The sequence below is a fragment of the Nocardia acididurans genome (assembly GCF_016741815.1).
Taxonomy (GTDB): Bacteria; Actinomycetota; Actinomycetes; order Mycobacteriales; family Mycobacteriaceae; genus Nocardia; species Nocardia acididurans.
The window spans coordinates 405270-424701 of the sequence record NZ_JAERRJ010000001.1; the positions used below are offsets into that span (position 1 = coordinate 405270).

Below are 19432 nucleotides of genomic sequence, written 5' to 3' on the forward strand. Positions count from 1 at the left end.
ACTGGCCGCGCGGCCCCGGGATCGGGCTGGTCGGACATTAGGGTTTGGGTTGCCACACAGTTGCTGTTTCTCGGCGAGCGAGTAGAACGGAAGCGGGCGAACGGAGGCGAGAGGCGCGATGAGTACGACCGGACCACGGCATCTGCGCACGCAGCCCCGGCCCGCGGGGGCGAGTGTGGCCTCGGTCGGCAAACGTCTGAGCCATACGGCCAGACGAGCGAGCGGGGTGTTCGACGACTGGCTGGTGCGGCGTGTGGTGAATCGCACCGGCGCGCCCGAGGCGCATGATCCGCCGCCGCCGGAGGAACCGCCGGTCTCCGCGGATCTGCTGAATCTGCTGCGCCTGCTGGGCGTGATGCTCATCGGGTCCGGTGAGACCACGGGCCGGGTGCAGGAGATCCTCGACGACACCGCGCACCGCTACGGCGCGACCGAGGTGCAGTTCTTCGTGCTGCCCACGGGAGTGTTCGTGCGCGTACAGGATTCGCGGGGGTCGGCGGTGGATCTGCAGGCCGCGTTCACCGACACGCTGCGGCTGGATCAGATCGCGGCGCTCTATCGGGTGCTCGACACCATGAAGCACGAGCTGCCGCCGCCGACCGAGGTGACCGAGGAACTGGAACGGATCGTGGCGTCGAAGCGGCCGACCGCGGTGTGGCTCATGCTGCTGGGCAGCATGGTGCTGACCATCGGACTGGGCCTGATGCTGAATCCGTCCGTGCACGCCCTGGTCGGGTACGCGGTGCTGGGCCTGGTGGTGCAGCTGCTGATCCTGCTGGCGGACCGGATTCCGCTGCTGTCGCTGGCGCTGCCGGTGACCGCGGGCGCGGTGGTCACGTTGCTGGCCTTCGGTTTTCCGCACGCGCTCGGCGGCGGCCAGCCCTCACAGCTGCTGGTTCCGGCGGTGGCGAGTCTGCTGCCGGGCGCGATGCTCACCAACGGCTCGATCGAATTGGCGACCGGATCGATGGTGGCGGGTGCGAGCCGCACCATCGCGGGGTTGAACAAACTGCTGCTGCTGGCCTTCGGGATCTTCGTCGGATTGCAGTTCCTGGGTCCGCAGCCGCCGGATGCCGCGCCGCAGAGCGTTTTGGGCTGGTGGGCGCCGCTGGTGGGTGTGCTGCTCATCGGATTCGGGCATTCCTGGCGATCGAGCGCGCCGCCGAAGTCGCTGTTCTGGCTGCTGCTGGTGCTGTACGTGACCTATGCCGCGCAGCGGTTCGGGATTCAGACCGGCGGCGCGCTGCTGGGCGCGTTCCTGGGCGGGCTGATAGCGGTGCCCGCCGCGTATCTGGTGCAGCGCAACAGGAACGCGCCGCCGACGCAGGTGGCGTTCCTGCCCGCGTTCTGGATGCTGGTGCCCGGCGGCATGGGGTTGACGGCGGTGTCGGAGCTGGTGACCAGTAAGGGCGGCAACGGTTTACAGGTGCTGGTGAACGTGCTGCTGTCGGTGCTGGCCATCGCGCTGGGTGTGCTGGTGGGTTCGGGACTGACGAATACGCGCAAGCCGGGGACCGCGTCGATGGTGGATTGGCTGCTGCCGCCGCCGAAGGTGAGCCTGACGAAGGCCGATCAGCGCACGACGGGTAGATCCGCGCCGGGGTCGACCAGCCAGAGCAGCCAGTTGGGGACGAGCGAGTCGGCGAATTCGTCGTAGCCGACGGCGCTGGGGTGGTAGCCGTCGCCGGCGCGGATATCGCGCATCCAGGTGCTGTTCTCGCGCAGGGCCCGGTGTGCCCGCACGTAGGGGACGCCGGTCTTGTCGCACAGTTCGGCGAAGCGTTCGTCGAGGTCGGCGATGCGCCGGTTGTGGTCGTCGTGGATGTTCGGGGGCGGGGAGACCACGAGGGCGGTCCAGCCGCGGGCGCGGATGCCGTCGAGGATGGCGGCCAGGTTCTCCACCGACTGGTCGGATTCCACTCGGAGCCGGTCGTTCTCGACCATGGTGTCGTTGACGCCGGTCGAGAGCACCACCCGCCCGTCGACGCCCGCGGGCAGCCGGGGCGCGCACTCGGCCTCCCAGCGCCCGCGTAGCTCGGTGCTGGTCTCGCGGCGAATCCCCAGGTTGTAATAGTTCATCGGCTGGCCGGCCGCCACCGCCCGCTGAGCGAGCCGCCCGGCCCAGCCGAGACACTGCTGATCGCCCACCCCCGCGACGAACGACTCCCCCAGAAAGCAAACACGCAGATCGAGCACCACGTTCCGATCCTCGCACAATCATGGGAGGACACGCCGGACAGCGCACGGAGGCAGGCTCGTCCCACTGTCCGGCCGAGACGGGTTACGGTAACCGGCGTACCACTTCCGAACCGAGCATGGGACCGTTCCCGTTCCCACGATCCGAAAGCGCCCATAGGACATGCGAGTCGACGGACGGGAGATCCCCGTCTCCGGCAGTCTGCTGCAGCCGCGGATCAGGCGGACCAGCGACATTCTGCGTGTCGTGCTGTCCGCGCTCATGGTCGCGATCGTGATCGCCGGTTCGCTGATCACCCGCCCGCAGTGGGAGGCCCTGGAGAAGTCGGTGTCCGACATCGTCGGATTCCTGACGCCCGAACAGTCCAACCTGGTGTACATCCTGTACGGCATCGGCATCCTGGCCCTGCCGTTCGCCATCCTGGTGCGCACGGTGTGGGAGCGGCAGTGGAAGCTGCTGGGCGGCTTCCTCGCGGCGGGCCTGATCGCCGTGCTGCTGTTCTCCATCACCCCGGCCGGATTGAACGCGCCGCGCTGGCATCTGTCGGAGCCACAGCAGGTCAACACCTTTCTGTCGCAGTTCCTGGACGATCCGCGCTGGATCGCCATGCTGGCGGCCATGCTGACCGTGGCCAGCCCGTGGCTGCCCGCGCGCTGGCGACGCTGGTGGTGGACGCTGCTGCTGGCCTTCGTGCCCATCCATCTCGTGGTGAGTCTCGTGGTGCCCGCCCGCGCCCTGCTGGGCCTGGTGGCGGGCTGGTTCGTGGGCGCGGTCATCGTGCTCGTGGTCGGCACGCCCGCGCTGGAGGTTCCGCTCGACGCGGCGGTGCGCGTACTGGCCAAGCGCGGCTACCGGGTCAATGCCTTCCGCGTGGTGCGCCCGGGTGGCCGTGGGCCGCTGACCCTTTCGGCCAGCACCACCCCGACGCAGCGGGTGGATCCCGAAGCGGGCGCCGCGCCGTCGAAGGCGCGGGAGCACGCCGCCGGGACGGCGAACGGGGGCGGAGCCCGGGAACCGGTCGGCGCGAGCGTCCCCGCCTCGGCGGTACGCGCGAGCGGTTCGGCCGGAACGAAACAGGCGCAGCCCGTGCCGGGTTCGGCCCGGCCCGTGGCGCTGCTGAAAACCGGGGACGGCGGGCCGCCGGAATCCGAACACCCTTCCGGCCCCATCGATCTCGCGCCCATCACGCCGCCCGAGGACGAGCTGATCGTCGAACTGTACGGCGCGAATCAGCGCAGTCGCGGTGCGCTGCAGGCCCTGCGGCGCTGGCTGACCATTCGCAGCGGCGAGTATCCGGCCCTGTTCGCGTCCATGCGCCGCGCGGTGGAGCATCGCGCGCTGATGGGCATCGCCATCAGTGATCTGGGGCTGAGCAGCAACAAACCGCTCACCGTCGCGGCGCTGAATCGCGGCTGGATGCTGTACGCGCACACCGTGCCCCAGGGCCGGCCGCTGTCGGCCCAGGACGGCGAGCCGGAACTGGAACAGGTGTGGCGGTCCGTGCACGCCATGCACCAGGCGCAGATCTCGCACGGCGAACTGCGGGCCGAGGAGATTCGGATCGTGGACGGCGAGGCCCGGTTCGGCGGGTTCATCCAATCCGAATTCGGTTCCTACGACACGCGTTTCGAGTCCGATATCGCGCAGTTGCTGCTGTCGACGGCGGCGCTGTTCGGAACGTCGACGGCGGTGCGCACGGCCATCGAGGTCCTGGGGAGGCAGTCGGTGCTGGCCGCGTCCCGGCGGCTCACCAAATCGGCCATCCCCGCGGCCGTGCGCAATTCGGTGCCCGACGCGGGCGACCTGATGAAGGCCACGCGCGCGGAGGTGGCGGCGCAGACCGGTCAGGACAAGATCGAGGCCGCGCAGATCACCCGGTTCTCGCGCAATCAGATCATCCAGCTGGTGCTGCTGATCGGCCTGGTGTACGTGGCGTACCCGTACATCAGCGCGGTGCCGACCTTCTTCACCGAATTGCGCACCGCCAACTGGTGGTACGCGCTGCTCGGACTGGCGGTGTCGGCACTGACGTATGTCGGTGCGGCAATGGCGTTGTGGGCGTGCGCCTCCGAGTTGGTGAACTTCAAGAATCTGCTGTACATGCAGGTGGCGAACACCTTCGCCGCGACCACCACGCCGGCCGGCGTCGGCGGTCTGGCACTGAGCGTGCGCTTCCTGCAGAAGTCGGGGCTGGGCGCGGTGCGGGCCACGGCGGCGGTGGCGCTGCAGCAGACGGTGCAGGTGGTCACGCACCTGGTGCTGCTGCTGTTCTTCAGTGTGGCAGCGGGTGTTTCGACCGACCTGTCGCATTTCGTGCCGAATGCGACCGTGCTGTACCTCGTCGTGGGCCTGGTGGTCGGTCTGGCGGGCGCGACCATGTTCATTCCGAAGGTGCGCAAGTGGCTGCTCACCGAGGTGCGCCCGCAGCTGGCCGACGTGCTCGGCCAGCTGAAGGACCTGGGCCGCAGCCCGGGACGGCTGGCCATGATCGTCGGCGGCTGCGCCATCACCACCCTGGGCAAGGCCCTCGCGCTGTGGGCGAGTATCGAAGCCTTCGGCAGCAGTGCGACTTTCGTGACCGTCACCATTGTCACCATGATCGGCGGCACGCTGGCCTCGGCCGCGCCGACACCGGGTGGCGTGGGCGCGGTGGAGGCGGCGCTCATCGGTGGTCTGGCCGCGTTCGGCGTGGCCGCGAGCATCGCGGTGCCCGCGGTGCTGCTCTACCGGGTGCTGACCTGCTGGCTGCCGGTGTTCTGCGGCTGGCCGATCATGCGCTGGCTGACCCGCAAGGACATGATCTGAGCGCTACCGCCGTTCGACCGCCTGCTTCGCGAAAAGGCAACCCTCGGTGGTCAATTCGAGGTTGGCGAGGGCGGCTTCCTGCACCTGCTCGCTGACGGTCGCCACGCAGTCGGTGATCGGATGCACGTAGAAGCCGAGATCGGTGCCGTGGCGCGCGGTCTGCTCGACGGTGAGATGGGTGGCCACCCCGGTGATCAGCAGGGTGTCGATGCCGTGCCCGTGCAGCCAGTCGGGCAGCGCCGACCCGGCCAGACCGGACAGCCGCTGATTGTCGAACACCAGACCCGCCGCGGCCTGCCCGGCCATCTCCGGAATGATCTGCGCGCCGGGGGAATCCGGCCGGAAGGCGGCCTGCGACTCGGCGACCGCGCGCATGAAGCCGGTATTGCGGACCAGTGCGCCCTCACCCTCCGGGACGGTGAAGCGCGTGAAGATCACCGGCACCCCGGCGGCCAGCATCTGCTCGTGGAACGTGACCGCTCGCCCCACCACGCCGCTCGCGGCGACGGGTGCGGCGAGCATGGGCCCGAAGAATCCTTCGGGCCGGACGACATTGACCTGCCAGTGCAAGGCGAGAACGGCACTGCGCTCGGAACTCATGGCCTCATCCTGCTCTGGAACCGCTCGCCCACACGGCATTTCGACGAAACCACCCGCCGCATGCAGGGTGCGACGGGCGGTTTCGCGGCGGGAACCGGTTCAGGAGACGGCGAAGTCCTTGCGCAGGTCCACCTTCAGCACCTTGCCGCTGGCGTTGCGCGGCAGTTCGCTCACCACGACCAGCTCCTTGGGGTGCTTGTAGCGGGCCAGGCTCTCGTTGAGGAACGGTTCGAGCTCCGCGAGGGTGAGCTCCTCGCCGGGCAGCAGCGCGACCACGGCGACCGGGACCTCGCCCCACTTCTCGTGCGCGCGGCCGATGACGGCGGCCTCGTGAATCTTGGGGTGCGAGAACAGCACGTTCTCCACCTCGGCGCAGTAGATGTTCTCACCGCCGGAGATGATCATGTCCTTCTTGCGGTCCACCACCCACACGAAGCCGTCGGCATCCTGCTTCACCAGGTCGCCGGAGTGGAACCAGCCGCCCGCGAAAGCCTCCGCGGTGGCCTCGGGCTTGTTCCAGTAGCCCTGCATGAGAGTCGGTCCGCGGTAGACGATCTCGCCGACCTCGCCGGGCGCGACATCGTTCATCTCGTCGTCGACGACCCGCACCTGCAGGGTCGGGATGGGCTTGCCGACCGAGCCGAGCTTGGCCAGCGCGTCCTTGCCCTCCAGAACGCAGGTGATGGGCGAGAGTTCGGTCTGCCCGAACACGGCGACGTTGAACGCCTCGGGGAAGCACTCCGCCATGGCGCGCAGCACGCTGTCCGAGGCCGGGGCCGCACCCCAGCACAGTGAGCGCAGGGCCAGCTTGCGGGTCTTGACGGTCGGGTCCTCGCAGATCATCTGCCACTGCGCGGGTACGCAGAACGCGGTGGTGGCCTGCTCGGCCTCCACGGCGTCGAGCCATTCGGTGGCGTTGAACGCGCCCAGCGGATGCAGGACGGTGGTGCCGCCGAGCAGGAAGTACGGGGTGAGGCTGCCCAGGCCCGCGATGTGGAACAGCGGCGAGGTGCAGAAGCCGACGGAGTCGGGGGTGATCTCCATGGCGCGGATACAGGTGAGGCCCTGGGCGGTCATGTTCGCGTGCGAGAGCACCGCGCCCTTGGGGCTGCCGGTGGTGCCCGAGGTGTACATGATCAGGCAGGGGGTGTCCTCCGGAATGTCCAGCGGCGCATGGGCTTCGCCGTCCTCGGCGAGGAGGTCGTCGTAGCCGAGGACGCCGTCGCCGGTCTGCCCGTTGATGACGATGACGGTGTCCAGGCCCGGCACCTGCGCGGAGACGCCGACGGCCAGCGGCTGCAGCAGCGAGTCGGTGACGATCGCCTTCGCACCGGAGTCGGTCAGGATGTAGCCGACCTCGGGCGGGGTGAGCCGGAAGTTCACCGGGACCGCGATGGCGCCGAGGGCGTTCGCGCCCATGACGGCCTCGATGTACTCGACGTGGTTGAGCGCGAGAATCGCCACCCGATCGCCGAACCCGACCCCTCGGCGGGACAGCGCGTCGGCGAACTTCTCCGAGCGGTCGTGCAGCTGCTTCCAGGTGGTGTCGACGCCCTTGTATCGGAAGGCGACGGTGTCCGGCCGCATGGCCGCATGCGTGGCGATCTGGTTGACCCAGTGGTTGCGCCGCGAGCGGATCGGCTCGTCAAGCGGCTGGAACATGCGGTGTCCTCTCGAGCGGCAATGCTGGTTGAGCGCGAGAATACCAACTAACTTTTTATGGTGACAAGGGTTACAGAGAAGGTTCTGCCCAGTTTTTGTCATTCATTCACATCCCAGTTCAGAGGGCGCAAAACGATCTTCCGACTGGTCCGGACCACGCGAAGTTATCCCCAGAACGGTGGTGACGCCGCTCCCACAGGTGCAAACTCCGGCTCACATGAGGGTTGAACCCCATATGCAACTATGCGAGTATCGAGCCCAGTTCCAAGGGAAGGGAAAGGGGCAGGCGATGGCGCTGCGTACCAGGTTCACCGAGGCGTTCGGGGTCGAGCACCCGATCGTGCAGGGCGGCATGATGTGGGTCGGCCGCGCCGAGCTCGCCGCCGCCGTCTCCGAGGCCGGCGGTCTGGGCATCATCACCGCCCTCACCCAGCCCACCCCGGACGATCTGCGCCGCGAGATCGACAAGGCGCGCGAGCTCACCGACAAGCCGTTCGGCGTGAACGTGACGATCCTGCCGTCGATCAACCCGCCGCCGTACCAGGAGTACGCCAAGGCGATCATCGACTCCGGCGTGAAGATCGTCGAGACCGCGGGCAGCAACCCCGAGCCGTTCCTCCCGTACTACAAGGAGGCCGGAATCAAGGTGCTGCACAAGTGCACCTCGGTCCGGCACGCGCTGAAGGCGCAGAAGATCGGCGTCGACGGCGTCAGCATCGACGGCTTCGAATGCGCCGGCCACCCGGGCGAGGACGACGTCCCCGGCCTGATCCTGATCCCGGCCGCCACCCAGGTGCTCGACATCCCGGTGATCGCCTCCGGCGGTATCGCCGACGCGCGCGGCCTGGTGGCCGCGCTGGCGCTGGGCGCGGACGGCGTGAACATGGGCACCCGCTTCATGTGCACCCAGGAGTCGGCGATCCACCAGACGGTCAAGGAGCAGATCGTCGCGAACACCGAGCGTGCCACCCAGCTCATCTTCCGCACCCTGCACAACACGGCGCGCGTGGCGGACAACGAGATCAGCCGCAAGGTCGTCGAGATCGAGAAGGCGGGCGGCACGTTCGAGGACGTGAAGGATCTGGTCGCCGGTGCGCGCGGTCGCCGCGTGTTCGAAGAGGGCGATCTGGACGCGGGCATCTGGTCGGCGGGTCAGGTCCAGGGTCTGATCGACGACATCCCGACCTGTGCGGAACTGGTGTCGCGCATGGTGTCCGAGGCCGAGGCGATCATCAAGTCGCGCCTGGGCGACATGCTCGTCTGAGAAGCCAAATTCCGGTAAACCGGACGTAAAGCGCCCCAATACCTCTGGTATCGGGGCGTTTTCACCGTATTCGTCCGGAAGTTGTGAGGTCGGTTATCGATTCCGCCCGCGCGCCGCGCCGCATCCGTCATGCTTGCCCTACCGAGAACGTGGCGGAGGTGGCCGAAATGGCAATCACTCGAATCTATCTCGACGATGCGGCGCTGCGGCGGACCATGGCCATCTCCGGAGTTCACAGCGAACAGGACGCAGTGAATCTCGCATTGCGGTTCTTCACCGCGCACGCGACCTCCGCCGATTACGACGTCCCGCTGCACGCGCGCACGGCCGCGTCGTAGCCCGGAGCGGCGGGTCGCGACCCCGCCGCGCGAAAGCCCTTCTGGCCGAGCCGAAATCTTGGCAGAATCGCCGGAGGTACCTCGGCGAACCGGCGGCGCTGGACACGGGAGGGCTTTCCTGTGCGGCAGAGTACGACCTCATCGACCGATCCCACACCCTTCCCGCGTGTGTCGATCGTCGGTGCCGCCTGCCGCCACCCGGGCGCGACGGTCTTCGACAACGCCTGGTTCGGTCTCACCGACCGTCAGGCAGCCGACCTGGACACCCGCCAGCGCACCAGTCTCGAACTGGCGGTGCAGGCCCTGGACGACTCCGGCCTGGGCTGCCTGGCCCGCGGTTCGCACGCGGCCGTGGTCTTCGCCGCCTCCGGCGCCGGCGCCGCGAACCCCGCCCAGCATCTGTCCCGCGCCCTCGACCTGCACGGCCCCAGCCTGCTGGTGGACAGCGGCCGCACCTCCCCGCTGACCGCGGTGGACACCGCCGTCCGCCTGCTGGCCGACCGATCCATCCCCTTCGCCCTGGCCGGTGGCGCCGATCTGACTCTCCCCCCGGACATTTCAGGCATCGAGCTGGCTGCCGTCGACGGCACCTGCACGATCCTCATCCTGCAGCGCACCTCCGACATCGCCCGCACCCGCACCCGCGCCTACGCCGAAATCGACGGCCAGGGCCTCGGTTTCGGCACCCCGGCCCACCTCCACATCCCGCTGCGCGCCACCTCGGACCGCCGCGCCGCGGACCCACATCCCGGCAATCGCGCACATCCGGACAACAGCGCCGAATGGGCCGGTCAGAACTCACCACGGAATCGCGAGAGCGCCGAACAGAACGGAACGGATCCGTCGCGAAATGGTGCGCGCGGCGCATGTGCCACCGATCGGTCTGGCAGGGCGGGCGGTGTCGGCCCCCCGGGCGACCGTGGCGACGAGCCGCCGGTCCTGATCCCGATCAGCGGCCGCGACGCCGGGGCGGTGCGGGAACTCGCGGCCGACTGGGCCGGGCGGCTCCATGAGTTTCGGAACCTGCGTGAGTTCGCCGCGGCCGTCGGCAGACTGGTGCCGGAGGCGGCGCGGGCCACCGTGCTGGCGCGCGATCGTGCCGACGCCGCAAGGCAATTGCGTGCGCTGTCGGCAGACGAGGTGGTCACCGCGAATGGTGGCGGGCGGGTGCTGTTCCTGTTCTCCGGCGGCGGGGAGCATCCGCGGATGGGGCGTGCGCTGGCCGCACGGTATCCGGTGTTCGCGGCGGCACTGACAACGGCGGCGGATGCGATCGCGGAGGCGGGCGGCCCGCGAGTCTGGACGCCCCGCAACGGATTCGGTCCGCTCGACGGCGGCGCGGATTTCACGCAGCCCGCGCTGTTCGCCTTCCAGGTGGCGCTGGCGGAGCTACTGGGTTCGTGGGGGATCCGGCCCGACGGAATCGCCGGCCACGGTGTCGGCGAGATCGCGGGCGCGGTCGTGAGCGGCGCGCTGTCGCCGGCCGACGGCGCGCGAATCGTGGTGGCGCGCGGCGTCATGCTCACCCGGGTGCGCGAACGCGGCGCGGCCGCCGTGCTGGAGGCCACCCCGGCCGAGGCCATGCGACTGGTCGAACCCATGCGGTCCGCCGTGGGCGTGGCGGCCATCGACGGGCCCCGCTCGGTCACGGTCTCGGGCGAGCCCCGCTACATCGACGCCCTGGTCCGCCGCGCGCACCGCCGGGCCATCTTCGCCCAGCGGGTAGCCGACGCGGCCCCGGGGACCACCGCCACGATGCCGCATCTCCCCACGATTCGCGCCCTCGCGCCGACATTGATCGAAGAGCTGCAGGGCATTTCACCGGACACCCCGGATATTCCGGTTTACTCCACCACGCACCGCAGCATGGTGCTCGCACCCGCCCGCAACGGTGATTCTCCGATGAGCCCGCCGACCAACGGACACCGGCCGACGGTGTTCGACGCGGCGTACTGGGGCGCGAACGCGGCCGGACCGGTGGAGTTGTCGGCGGCCCTGGAACTCGCTGCGGTGGAAGGCATTTCGACGGTGCTGGAGATCGCCCCGCATCCGGTCCTCACCCGGATGGTGCGCGAGCACATCGGCTTCCGGGAAACCACCTGCGCGGCGTCCTCCCGCACCGACGAGGCGGCGACCTTCCTGCGCGCGGTGGGGCGGCTCTACCTGGCGGGGCGGGACATCGACTGGACGGCGCTCGGCCCGTTGACCGCCGCGCCCCCGCCGCGGCGCTGGCGGCGTGACCTGCCGCTGCCGAAGTTCCCGAAGGTGTCGATTCGCGCGGAGTGCACCTACGTGGTCGCGGGAGATCTGGGTTCGCGCGCCGCGCTCGCCGTGCGCTGGCTGATCGACGCGGGCGCGCAGGACATCGTGGTGCTGACGCGCACGCTCCGGCCGCTGCCGCCGCCGCTGGACGGTATGGAGGATCGGATCGTGCTGGTGCGGTGCGATATCGCCGATGCGCTCGATCTGGCCGAGGCGCTGCAGGATATTCGCGATTGCGGGTCGGATATCCGAGGGGTCGTGTACGCCGACGACGAGCCGTCACCCGGGACGTCGGCCGCCCTCGTCGAGCTGACCTCGGTCGATGCGCTGGACTTCGCGGTGGTGGAGCCGTGAGTGCGCGTGTCGGGACCGCGCGGTCCGCCGGGGCGGTCATGCTTGCGGGATGGCGGATCCCAAGGTCGAGGTGAAGTGGAAGGACGAGCCGGACGCGCACGACTATCCGGCCGCCAAGGATTATCTGGAGTTGCTCGCCGGGCCGGATGTGGCGAATACGGTGGTGGAGGAGCTGTTGAAGGCTCCGGTGGTGAAGAAGAAGGCGAAGGATATTCTGCGGGCCTCGGGGCTGGCGCTCGCCGATGCGAACAATCCCTATGTGCGGCGGGATCTGGAGAAGATCGTCGCGGGGAAGGCGCTGTCGCCGATCCTGGTGGTGCGGGGCGATTTCCGGACGGGGGTGCCCGCGACCATCGCGGACGGGTACCACCGGGTGTGCGCCATCCACTACGCGGATGAGAACATTCAGATTCCGGTGAAAATCGCTGCGCTGCCGTGAGTTTCGGTACGCTCGCGCTGATCGTCGCGCTGGGACTGCTCGGGCCGCTGCTGGCCTGGCGGCAGTCCTGGCATCTGCCCGTCATCCTGGGTGAGCTGGTTGCGGGAATCGTGTTCGGCAGCACCGGATTCGGGATTCTGCATCCGGAGGATCCGACGTTCACCTTTCTGGCGGATGTCGGGTTCGCGGTGGTCATGTTCGTGGCGGGCACGCACGTGCCGATCCGGGACGCGTCGATCCGGGCGGCGCTGGGGATCGGGGCGATCCGCGCGGCGGTGGTGGGCGTGCTGGCGATGGTACTGGGGCAGGCGCTGGCCGTGGCCTTCGGAACCGGGCACGGGGCGCTGTACGCGGTGCTGATCGCCTCGTCGTCGGCGGCGCTGGTGCTGCCGATCATCGACGGGCAGGGATTGAGCGGAAAGTCCGTGCTGCAGTTGACCGCTCAGGTCGCGATCGCGGATACCGCGTGTGTGGTGGCACTGCCGCTGGTGATCGATCCCGGCAACGCGGCGCGGGCCGCGCTGGGCGCGGTGGCCGTCACGGCCGCGGCGGCCGGACTGTATTTCGTGCTGCACTACCTGAATTCGTCCGGCTTGCGGCAGCGGGCGCACCGGATCTCCGAGGAGCGGAACTTCGCGCTGGAGCTGCGGATCAGTCTCGCGCTGCTGTTCGCCCTGGTGGCGTTGGCCACCACCACCCATGTGTCGATCATGCTGGCGGGCTTCGCCTTCGGGCTGGCGGTGGCGGCGGTCGGGGAGCCGCGCCGGGTGGCCAAGCAGCTGTTCGCCATCAGTGACGGATTCCTCGCGCCGCTGTTCTTCGTGTGGCTGGGCGCGCGGCTGAACCTGCGCGAGTTCGGCGAGCATCCGTGGCTGATGCTGCTGGGCGTGGCGCTCGGTGCGGCGGCGGTGCTGGCCCACATCCTGATGCGGTTCACCCGACAGCCGATTGCCTACGGTGTCATGGCGTCCGCGCAGATCGGCGTTCCGGTCGCGGCGGTCACCGTGGGCACCCAGCTGCACGTGCTGGAGCCGGGCGAACCGGCGGCGCTTATGCTGGGCGCGCTGGTCACCGTGGCGGCGACGGCCTGGGCCACGACCCGGGCCGCGAAGGCGAACGCCTGACCGGATCATCCACGGCGCGTGCCGGATTCGGCCGAGGACGCGGATTCAGTCCCCGTCACGGCCCAGCAGGCGATCGGTTTCGCGGCGTTCGCGTTTGGTGGGGCGGCCCGAGCCGCGATCGCGCCGCGGTTGCGCGGCGACCAGCTGCGGGTCGGGTGGCGGCGGGCTCTTGTCGATCATGCACTGGGCGGCCACGGGCGCGCCGACGCGCTTGGTGATCAGCCGCTCGACGATGACGATGCGTTCCAATCCGTTGACGCGGACCCGGATTTCGTCACCCGGCTTGAGACTGTGCGCGGCTTTCACCGCGACCCCGTTGACCCGCACATGTCCGGCCCGGCAGGCCGTGGCGGCGGCGGATCTGGTCTTGAAAAGCCGAACGGCCCACACCCACGAATCGACGCGGGCCTGGGCCGGTTGGCTGGAAGATGGGAAGTTCTGCGGGGCGGAAGCCACCGCCCAACTATAGGTGCAACCCCTCGCAGGGCGCGCTCGGACCTGACTACACGACGCGGCGGGCGGTGACGACCTGGTCGGGGCGGAGCGGGGTGTAGGAGACGGGGGTGCCGGACTGGACGGCGTTCAGCAGCTGGTTGTCGCCGGCGTAGATGCCGACGTGACCGCCGCCGTTGGTGATGACGATGTCGCCGGGCTGCAGGTCCTCGAAGGCGACGGGAGCGCCCACGTGCGACTGCTCGAAGCTGGTGCGGGGCAACTCGACTCCGGCCTGCTTGTAGGCCCACTGAACGAGGCCGGAGCAGTCGAAGGAGTAGGGGCCGGAGGCGCCCCAGGAGTACTGTGCGCCGACCTTGGTCTCGGCGGCGGCGAGCGCGATGTTGGCGGGGCCGGAGGGCTTCTGCTCGAACGGGTTCTGGATTTCCGGCAGCTGCCACTGGTTGCCCGGGTTGCCGGCCTGGAAGCCGTTGGGGGCGACGTTCTTGACCGCCTGGTTGAACTGGTCGACCTGCGGGGCGAACTGGTCGGGCACGTCGAACTTGCCGATGCCCGGGATGTCGACGGTCGCGGCCGTGGCGGTGACCGCCGGGAACGCGCCTGTCGTCGTTGCGGCCATCGCACCCATGACGATGGCGCCCTTCACGGAATTCGGGAGCCGAGATTCCTTTTGCAAGCTGTGCTTACCCACCGCGCCTATCTCCATCTTCCTGTCCTGACCACCGACCGGGTTAGCTGACGGGTTCGGGCCAGGAAGTAGGCCCTACTCCAACGACCAGGTGGCCGTGGGAGATTCACCCCAACGAACAGTGGGTCCCCGGCTCGGAGCGAGTTTGCTGCTCACTTCCGATTAGGCGGTAACGTCGCGGGCTGCCTCTCCGATGAAGCAACAGACTCCGCTAAGTCACGAGAAGATTACGGCTACGGCGCTATGTTGTCCACCCCACAGCGCGGGTGTGTCGCGGCGTGGCACAAACTGCCCGGCAGACCCTCGAAATCCGGTCCCGCACGGTGGATCACGAGACGGTATACGTGGGCGATCTCAGCGTTATGAAACCAGACCTTCGCATCCGCGCACGCCAGGCCGCCCGGGGCGGTAATGCCTGATCAGGCGGGTCCGGCGACCGTACGCTCCAGCTCCTCGATGCGCCGCCGGGCATCGGCGAGTTCGACCTCGAGCTTGCCCAGGGCCATTACCAAAGGACCGACCGCCAGGTCTGCTACCAATTGCGGATCGTCGTAGCCGCGTTCTATCGCGACGAGGATGTTGTTGCGAATCCGTGCGGCGACGATCGCCTCGTCCGGCACGTTCCAGGATTCGACCACCTCCGCGACGGTGGGCACAGCAGCTTCCTCCGACATGACCCTCCTCCGCTGGCGACAATCGCGAACCCGACATAAGGGTAGAGAACCCAAGGGACACAACAGACATGTATGCCCACTGATTGCTGTCCATAACCCTGTCTAGGGCTCTCGGTAGATGCCCTGATAATCCCCGATTCTCCCGCTACGGTTGTCCTGCATGGACCCCGTGAGGAATCCGTACGCCCCCGGCGCCGGCCAGCGTCCGCCCGAACTCGCGGGCCGCGACAAGCAGCTCGACGCGTTCGACATCGTGCTGGAGCGGATCGCGCGCAGCCGCCCGGAACGCAGCGTCATGCTCACCGGCCTGCGCGGCGTCGGAAAGACCGTGCTGCTCAATCAGCTTCGCTCCGCGGCCCGGTCGGCGGGCTGGGGCACCGGGAAGCTGGAGGCGCGCCCGGATCAGGACCTGCGCCGTCCGCTGGCCTCGGCGCTGCACATGGCGGTGCGCTCCCTCGCTGTGGCACACCGCAATCCGGAGCAGGTGGACGATTTCCTGGGGATCCTCAAGGCTTTCGCGTTGCGCGCCACCGCGGACAAGGGCATGCGGGAGCGCTGGAACCCGGGTATCGACGTACCCGCGGTGACCGGCCGCGCCGACTCCGGCGATATCGAGATCGATCTGGTGGAGCTGCTCATGGAGGCCGCGCAGGTGGCGCGGGGCGGCGGCGTCGGGATCGCGCTGTTCATCGACGAGATGCAGGATCTGGGCGCGGCCGACATCTCGGCCATCTGCGGCGCCTGCCACGAACTCAGCCAGGACGCCGCGCCGCTCATCGTGGTGGGTGCGGGCCTGCCGCATCTGCCCGCCGTGCTGTCGGCCTCCAAGTCCTACTCCGAGCGGCTGTTCTCCTACCACCGCATCGACCGCCTGGATCGCGGCTCGGCGGATCAGGCGCTCATCGCCCCGGCCGACCGGGAGAACGTGAAGTACAGCGAGGAGGCGCTGCAGGCGCTCTACCGAAAGGCCGACGGCTACCCGTATTTCGTGCAGGCGTACGGGAAGGCGACCTGGGACATGGCGGCGCAGAGCCCCATCACGGTCGAGGACGTGGAGCTCGCCGCGCCGGTTGCCGAAGAAGAGCTGGCTGTCGGATTCTTCGGCTCCCGCTACGAGCGCGCGACCCCGGCCGAACGCGAGTACATGCGCGCCATGGCGGATCTGTCCGGTGACGACGGACCCGTCGCCACCTCCGCCGTCGCGAACGAACTCGGCCGCAAACCGGCGTCGCTCTCACCCGCGCGCGACGGCCTGATCAAGAAGGGCCTGATCTACTCGGCCGAACGCGGGACGATCGGTTTCACCGTCCCGCATTTCGGCCGCTATCTGCGCAGCGTCAGCTAGGAGCGCTTGAACCAGCCGCGAATTCCCTTGCCGCCCGCCTTCTTTCCACCCGTGGGCGCGCCCTGGCCGGGCAGGCTGAGCCGGATCGCCTCGGAGAAGTCGCGCGGGGTGGCGTAGCGCTGCGCGGGATCCTCGGCTTGCGCCCTGGCGATAACCGGGGCGTAGCCACTGAGCGGATCACCCGAGGGCGCGCCGGGCGGCGGAGGCGGCGGCGCGACATCGGGCCGGGGCGCGGGCGGCGGCGGGGTGCGGCCGGAGAGCAGGGCGTGGAAGATCGCGCCCAGCGAGTACACGTCCGAACGCGCGCTGAGCGGCGCACCGGCCAGCACCTCCGGCGCGGTGTAGCCGGAATTCTCGGTGGCCCAGTGGGTTTCGACCCCGTCGACCGCGCCGCCGAGCATTCCGATATCGGTGACGCGCACCTGCTCGGTCGGGCCGGACCCGGTGACGAGGATGTGCGCGGGCGTCAGATTGCCGTGCAGCACGCCGATTTCGTGCAGGTGGTGCAGTGCGGTCGCGGCCTCGCTGACGATGCGCGCCGCGCGTTCGACCCGCATGCCGTGCCCGGAGCCCGCGAGCACGCTCGCCACATCGGTCCCGTCCACGAGCCGCATTTCCAGCCACAGCGATCCGGCTTCGTATCCGGCGTCGGTCACGGTGACGATATTCGGGTGCGACAGTTCGCGAAGGCGGTCGGCGACCTGTTCGAAGTATTTCCGGTACTCCGGGTCGGCGCTGTATTTCTCGCCGAGCACCTCGAGGGCGACGGGCTCGGACGCGCGCGGGCGCTCTGCCTTGTACACGGTGCTCAGCCCGCCGGAAGCCAGCCGATCCAAGATCGTGTACCCCGCGAATGTGTCTCCGGGCAACAGTGTCATGACCCCATTCTGTCGCACCCGCGGGGTCCAAGATCATTGGCTGTCAATGTTTTTCGATCTTGACCAGCATCTACCGATGGGTAACAAAGACTCCTACACTCGAATGTGATTCTCATCACCTCCGAGGAGGAGCACCATGGCGACCACCGCGAAAGTCGACGCCACCGAAGAGCAGGCCCGGGCACTGGTAGAGGAATCCCGCGAAACCACTTGGGCCAAGCCATCCTTCGCGAAGGAGATGTTCCTCGGCCGCTTCCGGCTCGACCTCATCCATCCCTTCCCACGCCCCAGCGCCGAGGATGCCGCCACAACCGAGGCGTACCTGACCCAGCTGCGCTCCTTCTGCGAGACCATCGACGGCCAGCGCATCGAGGCCGAGGGCCGCATCCCCGACGAATACGTCAAGGGCCTGGCCGAACTCGGCTGCTTCGGCCTGAAGATCCCGCCCGAATACGGCGGCGTGGGCCTGTCCCAGGTCGGCTACAACAAGGCGCTCATGCTGGTCGGCTCCGCACACGCCAGCCTCGGCGTACTGCTGTCGGCGCACCAGTCCATCGGCGTCCCGGAACCGCTCAAACTGGCCGGCACCGCGGAGCAGAAGCGAGAGTTCCTGCCGCGCTGCGCGAAAGGCGCGGTGAGCGCCTTCCTGCTCACCGAACCCGATGTGGGTTCCGATCCGGCGCGCATGGCCTCCACCGCGACACCGACCGCCGACGGCGAGGCCTACGAACTCAACGGCGTGAAGCTGTGGACCACCAACGGCGTGGTCGCCGAACTGCTCGTCGTCATGGCGCGGGTGCCCAAGAGCGAGGGCCATCGCGGCGGCATCTCCGCCTTCATCGTCGAGGCCGACAGTCCCGGCATCACGGTGGAGCGCCGCAATGCCTTCATGGGTCTGCGCGGAATCGAGAACGGCGTCACCCGCATGCACAACGTGCGCGTGCCCAAGCGCAATCTGGTGGGCCGTGAAGGGGACGGCCTGAAGATCGCGCTCACCACCCTCAATGCCGGACGCCTCGCGATTCCGGCCATGTGCACGGCGGCGGCCAAGTGGTCGCTCAAGATCGGCCGCGAGTGGAGCGCGACCCGCGTGCAGTGGGGACGTCCGGTCGGCGAGCACGGGGCCGTCGCCGCGAAGCTGTCCTTCATCGCCGCAACGACTTTCGCGCTGGAGTCGGTGCTGGATCTCTCCGCCACCATGTGCGACGAGAACCGCAACGACATCCGGATCGAGGCCGCCCTGGCGAAACTGTGGGCCTCGGAGATGGCCTGCGCCATCGCCGACGAGCTGGTGCAGGTGCGCGGCGGCCGGGGTTACGAGACGGCGGCCTCCCTGGCGGCGCGCGGCGAACGGGCCGTCGGCGCCGAGCAGATGGTGCGGGATCTGCGGATCAACCGCATCTTCGAGGGCTCCAGCGAGATCATGCGACTGCTCATCGCGCGCGAGATGGCCGATGCCCACATGTCCGCGGCCGGTGCGCTGGTGGATCGCAATGCCGAACTCAAGGACAAGGCCAAGGCGGCGGTCGGCGCGAGTGGCTTCTACGCCAAGTGGTTCCCGCAGTTGACCGTCGGCGCGGGCACCGCACCCGTCACCTACAGCGAATTCGGCCCGCTCGCACGGCATATGCGCTACGTGGAGCGGATGTCGCGCAAGCAGGCGCGGGCGCTCATGTACGGCATGGCGCGCTGGCAGGCCAAGCTGGAGTACAAGCAGGGCTTCCTGGGCCGCATCGTGGACATCGGCGCGGAGTTGTTCGCCATGGCCGCGACCTGCGTTCGGGCGCAACAGCTTCGGGTCGAGGGCGGTCCGGACGGCATCGCCGCCGAAGAGCTGGCCGAGGTGTTCTGCCGGCAGTCGCGGCTGCGGGTGCAGCAGCTGTTCGACGGATTGTGGGCCAATACCGATGAATACGACACGCAGCTGACGCGCGGCGTGCTCGACGGGCGGTACCGGTTCCTGGAGGAGGGTGCGCTCGATCCGAGTGAGGGCACCGGGCCGTGGATCTCGGAGTGGGAGTTCGGGCCGTCCAAGGAGGACAACCTGCTGCGGCCGTTCCTGCCGTCGACCCGCGCCGATTAGCCTCTGACGAAATCTGCCCCTGTCTAGCTGTCACGCTAGACAGGGGCAGATCCGTGTCGTGACGCCGTTGTCAGCAACATCTATTTGTCTCTAGCTTAATCGCTAGATTTCGCTAGAAATACCGAGATGGCCGCGTTGTCGTAAACATCTAGCGGCATCTAGCCCCGTGGCGAGACATCCCGAGAATCCGCTGACGATCCGCACATCGATCACCGGCACCAGTTACGCAACTTGTGCATAACAGCAGGTGTGAGGTGTTAACGCGG

Annotated in this window: 16 protein-coding genes and 1 riboswitch; of the genes, 9 read left to right on the top strand and 7 right to left on the bottom strand. The window is 68.7% G+C overall.

Annotated features, from left to right (window positions below):
- The first annotated feature begins 118 nt into the window (after positions 1–118).
- Positions 119–1657, top strand: coding sequence for a threonine/serine exporter family protein (locus JK358_RS01875; protein WP_201942655.1), 1539 nt, complete (start codon positions 119–121; stop codon positions 1655–1657).
- Here JK358_RS01875 and JK358_RS01880 read toward each other — a convergent pair.
- On the bottom strand, positions 1573–2199 hold the full coding sequence (locus JK358_RS01880) for a GDSL-type esterase/lipase family protein (protein ID WP_201942658.1): 627 nt from the start codon (positions 2197–2199) through the stop codon (positions 1573–1575). The two genes, JK358_RS01875 and JK358_RS01880, sit on opposite strands and share 85 nt — an antisense overlap.
- A gap of 160 nt (positions 2200–2359) precedes the next feature.
- Here JK358_RS01880 and JK358_RS01885 point away from each other — a divergent pair, with 160 nt between their 5' ends.
- Positions 2360–5002, top strand: coding sequence for a lysylphosphatidylglycerol synthase transmembrane domain-containing protein (locus tag JK358_RS01885; protein WP_232850577.1), 2643 nt, complete (start codon positions 2360–2362; stop codon positions 5000–5002).
- Between the two features lie 3 nt (positions 5003–5005).
- On the opposite strand, the gene JK358_RS01890 is transcribed toward JK358_RS01885, so the two are convergent.
- Entirely contained in the window at positions 5006–5602 is a 597-nt protein-coding gene (locus JK358_RS01890; RefSeq protein ID WP_201942661.1) for a cysteine hydrolase family protein, read from the bottom strand.
- 99 nt (positions 5603–5701) lie between these two features.
- Complete coding sequence (fadD5, locus tag JK358_RS01895; protein ID WP_201942664.1) at positions 5702–7264, bottom strand: fatty-acid--CoA ligase FadD5; 1563 nt, start codon at positions 7262–7264, stop codon at positions 5702–5704.
- A gap of 289 nt (positions 7265–7553) precedes the next feature.
- Here fadD5 and JK358_RS01900 point away from each other — a divergent pair, with 289 nt between their 5' ends.
- The 5 genes from JK358_RS01900 (at position 7554) to JK358_RS01920 (ending at position 13045) form a co-directional block, all read left to right on the top strand.
- Entirely contained in the window at positions 7554–8528 is a 975-nt protein-coding gene (locus tag JK358_RS01900) for an NAD(P)H-dependent flavin oxidoreductase (RefSeq protein WP_201942667.1), read from the top strand.
- Positions 8529–8695: 167 nt separating this feature from the next.
- Entirely contained in the window at positions 8696–8866 is a 171-nt protein-coding gene (locus tag JK358_RS01905; protein ID WP_201942670.1) for a type II toxin-antitoxin system VapB family antitoxin, read from the top strand.
- 168 nt (positions 8867–9034) lie between these two features.
- Complete coding sequence (locus tag JK358_RS01910) at positions 9035–11482, top strand: acyltransferase domain-containing protein (protein WP_201942673.1); 2448 nt, start codon at positions 9035–9037, stop codon at positions 11480–11482.
- 49 nt (positions 11483–11531) lie between these two features.
- On the top strand, positions 11532–11921 hold the full coding sequence (locus tag JK358_RS01915) for a hypothetical protein (protein ID WP_201942677.1): 390 nt from the start codon (positions 11532–11534) through the stop codon (positions 11919–11921).
- Positions 11918–13045 carry a cation:proton antiporter gene (locus JK358_RS01920; protein WP_201942680.1) on the top strand — a complete coding sequence of 376 codons (1128 nt, stop codon included), beginning with the start codon at positions 11918–11920 and terminating at the stop codon, positions 13043–13045. The genes JK358_RS01915 and JK358_RS01920 overlap by 4 nt, the downstream gene beginning before the upstream one ends.
- 45 nt (positions 13046–13090) lie before the next feature.
- Here the strand turns inward: JK358_RS01920 and JK358_RS01925 are convergent, their stop codons facing one another.
- From JK358_RS01925 to JK358_RS01935, 3 genes are all read right to left on the bottom strand, one after another.
- On the bottom strand, positions 13091–13501 hold the full coding sequence (locus JK358_RS01925) for an RNA-binding S4 domain-containing protein (protein ID WP_201942683.1): 411 nt from the start codon (positions 13499–13501) through the stop codon (positions 13091–13093).
- Between the two features lie 46 nt (positions 13502–13547).
- Positions 13548–14189 carry a C40 family peptidase gene (locus tag JK358_RS01930; RefSeq protein ID WP_307817230.1) on the bottom strand — a complete coding sequence of 214 codons (642 nt, stop codon included), beginning with the start codon at positions 14187–14189 and terminating at the stop codon, positions 13548–13550.
- 14 nt (positions 14190–14203) lie between these two features.
- Positions 14204–14365: riboswitch (cyclic di-AMP (ydaO/yuaA leader) on the bottom strand.
- Positions 14366–14605: 240 nt separating this feature from the next.
- On the bottom strand, positions 14606–14860 hold the full coding sequence (locus JK358_RS01935) for a hypothetical protein (RefSeq protein WP_201942685.1): 255 nt from the start codon (positions 14858–14860) through the stop codon (positions 14606–14608).
- Between the two features lie 160 nt (positions 14861–15020).
- Between JK358_RS01935 and JK358_RS01940 the strand changes: the two genes are divergently transcribed.
- Entirely contained in the window at positions 15021–16205 is a 1185-nt protein-coding gene (locus tag JK358_RS01940; protein ID WP_201942688.1) for an ATP-binding protein, read from the top strand.
- On the opposite strand, the gene JK358_RS01945 is transcribed toward JK358_RS01940, so the two are convergent.
- Entirely contained in the window at positions 16202–17083 is an 882-nt protein-coding gene (locus JK358_RS01945; RefSeq protein ID WP_201942691.1) for a serine/threonine-protein kinase, read from the bottom strand. The two genes, JK358_RS01940 and JK358_RS01945, sit on opposite strands and share 4 nt — an antisense overlap.
- 136 nt (positions 17084–17219) lie before the next feature.
- Between JK358_RS01945 and JK358_RS01950 the strand changes: the two genes are divergently transcribed.
- The gene (locus JK358_RS01950; RefSeq protein ID WP_201942693.1) at positions 17220–19166 is read left to right on the top strand and encodes an acyl-CoA dehydrogenase family protein; all 1947 of its coding nucleotides are present in this window, start codon (positions 17220–17222) and stop codon (positions 19164–19166) included.
- The last annotated feature ends 266 nt before the right edge of the window (positions 19167–19432 follow it).

What these genes read in the sequence shown, in the direction of transcription:
- JK358_RS01935 (WP_201942685.1), bottom strand. Translation starts at nt 14,860, where the DNA reads ATGTCGGAGGAAGCTGCTGTGCCCACCGTCGCGGAGGTGGTCGAATCC.
- JK358_RS01950 (WP_201942693.1), top strand. Translation starts at nt 17,220, where the DNA reads ATGGCGACCACCGCGAAAGTCGACGCCACCGAAGAGCAGGCCCGGGCA.
- JK358_RS01900 (WP_201942667.1), top strand. Translation starts at nt 7,554, where the DNA reads ATGGCGCTGCGTACCAGGTTCACCGAGGCGTTCGGGGTCGAGCACCCG.
- JK358_RS01915 (WP_201942677.1), top strand. Translation starts at nt 11,532, where the DNA reads ATGGCGGATCCCAAGGTCGAGGTGAAGTGGAAGGACGAGCCGGACGCG.
- JK358_RS01885 (WP_232850577.1), top strand. Translation starts at nt 2,360, where the DNA reads ATGCGAGTCGACGGACGGGAGATCCCCGTCTCCGGCAGTCTGCTGCAG.
- JK358_RS01875 (WP_201942655.1), top strand. Translation starts at nt 119, where the DNA reads ATGAGTACGACCGGACCACGGCATCTGCGCACGCAGCCCCGGCCCGCG.
- JK358_RS01945 (WP_201942691.1), bottom strand. Translation starts at nt 17,083, where the DNA reads ATGACACTGTTGCCCGGAGACACATTCGCGGGGTACACGATCTTGGAT.
- fadD5 (WP_201942664.1), bottom strand. Translation starts at nt 7,264, where the DNA reads ATGTTCCAGCCGCTTGACGAGCCGATCCGCTCGCGGCGCAACCACTGG.
- JK358_RS01940 (WP_201942688.1), top strand. Translation starts at nt 15,021, where the DNA reads ATGGACCCCGTGAGGAATCCGTACGCCCCCGGCGCCGGCCAGCGTCCG.
- JK358_RS01890 (WP_201942661.1), bottom strand. Translation starts at nt 5,602, where the DNA reads ATGAGTTCCGAGCGCAGTGCCGTTCTCGCCTTGCACTGGCAGGTCAAT.
- JK358_RS01905 (WP_201942670.1), top strand. Translation starts at nt 8,696, where the DNA reads ATGGCAATCACTCGAATCTATCTCGACGATGCGGCGCTGCGGCGGACC.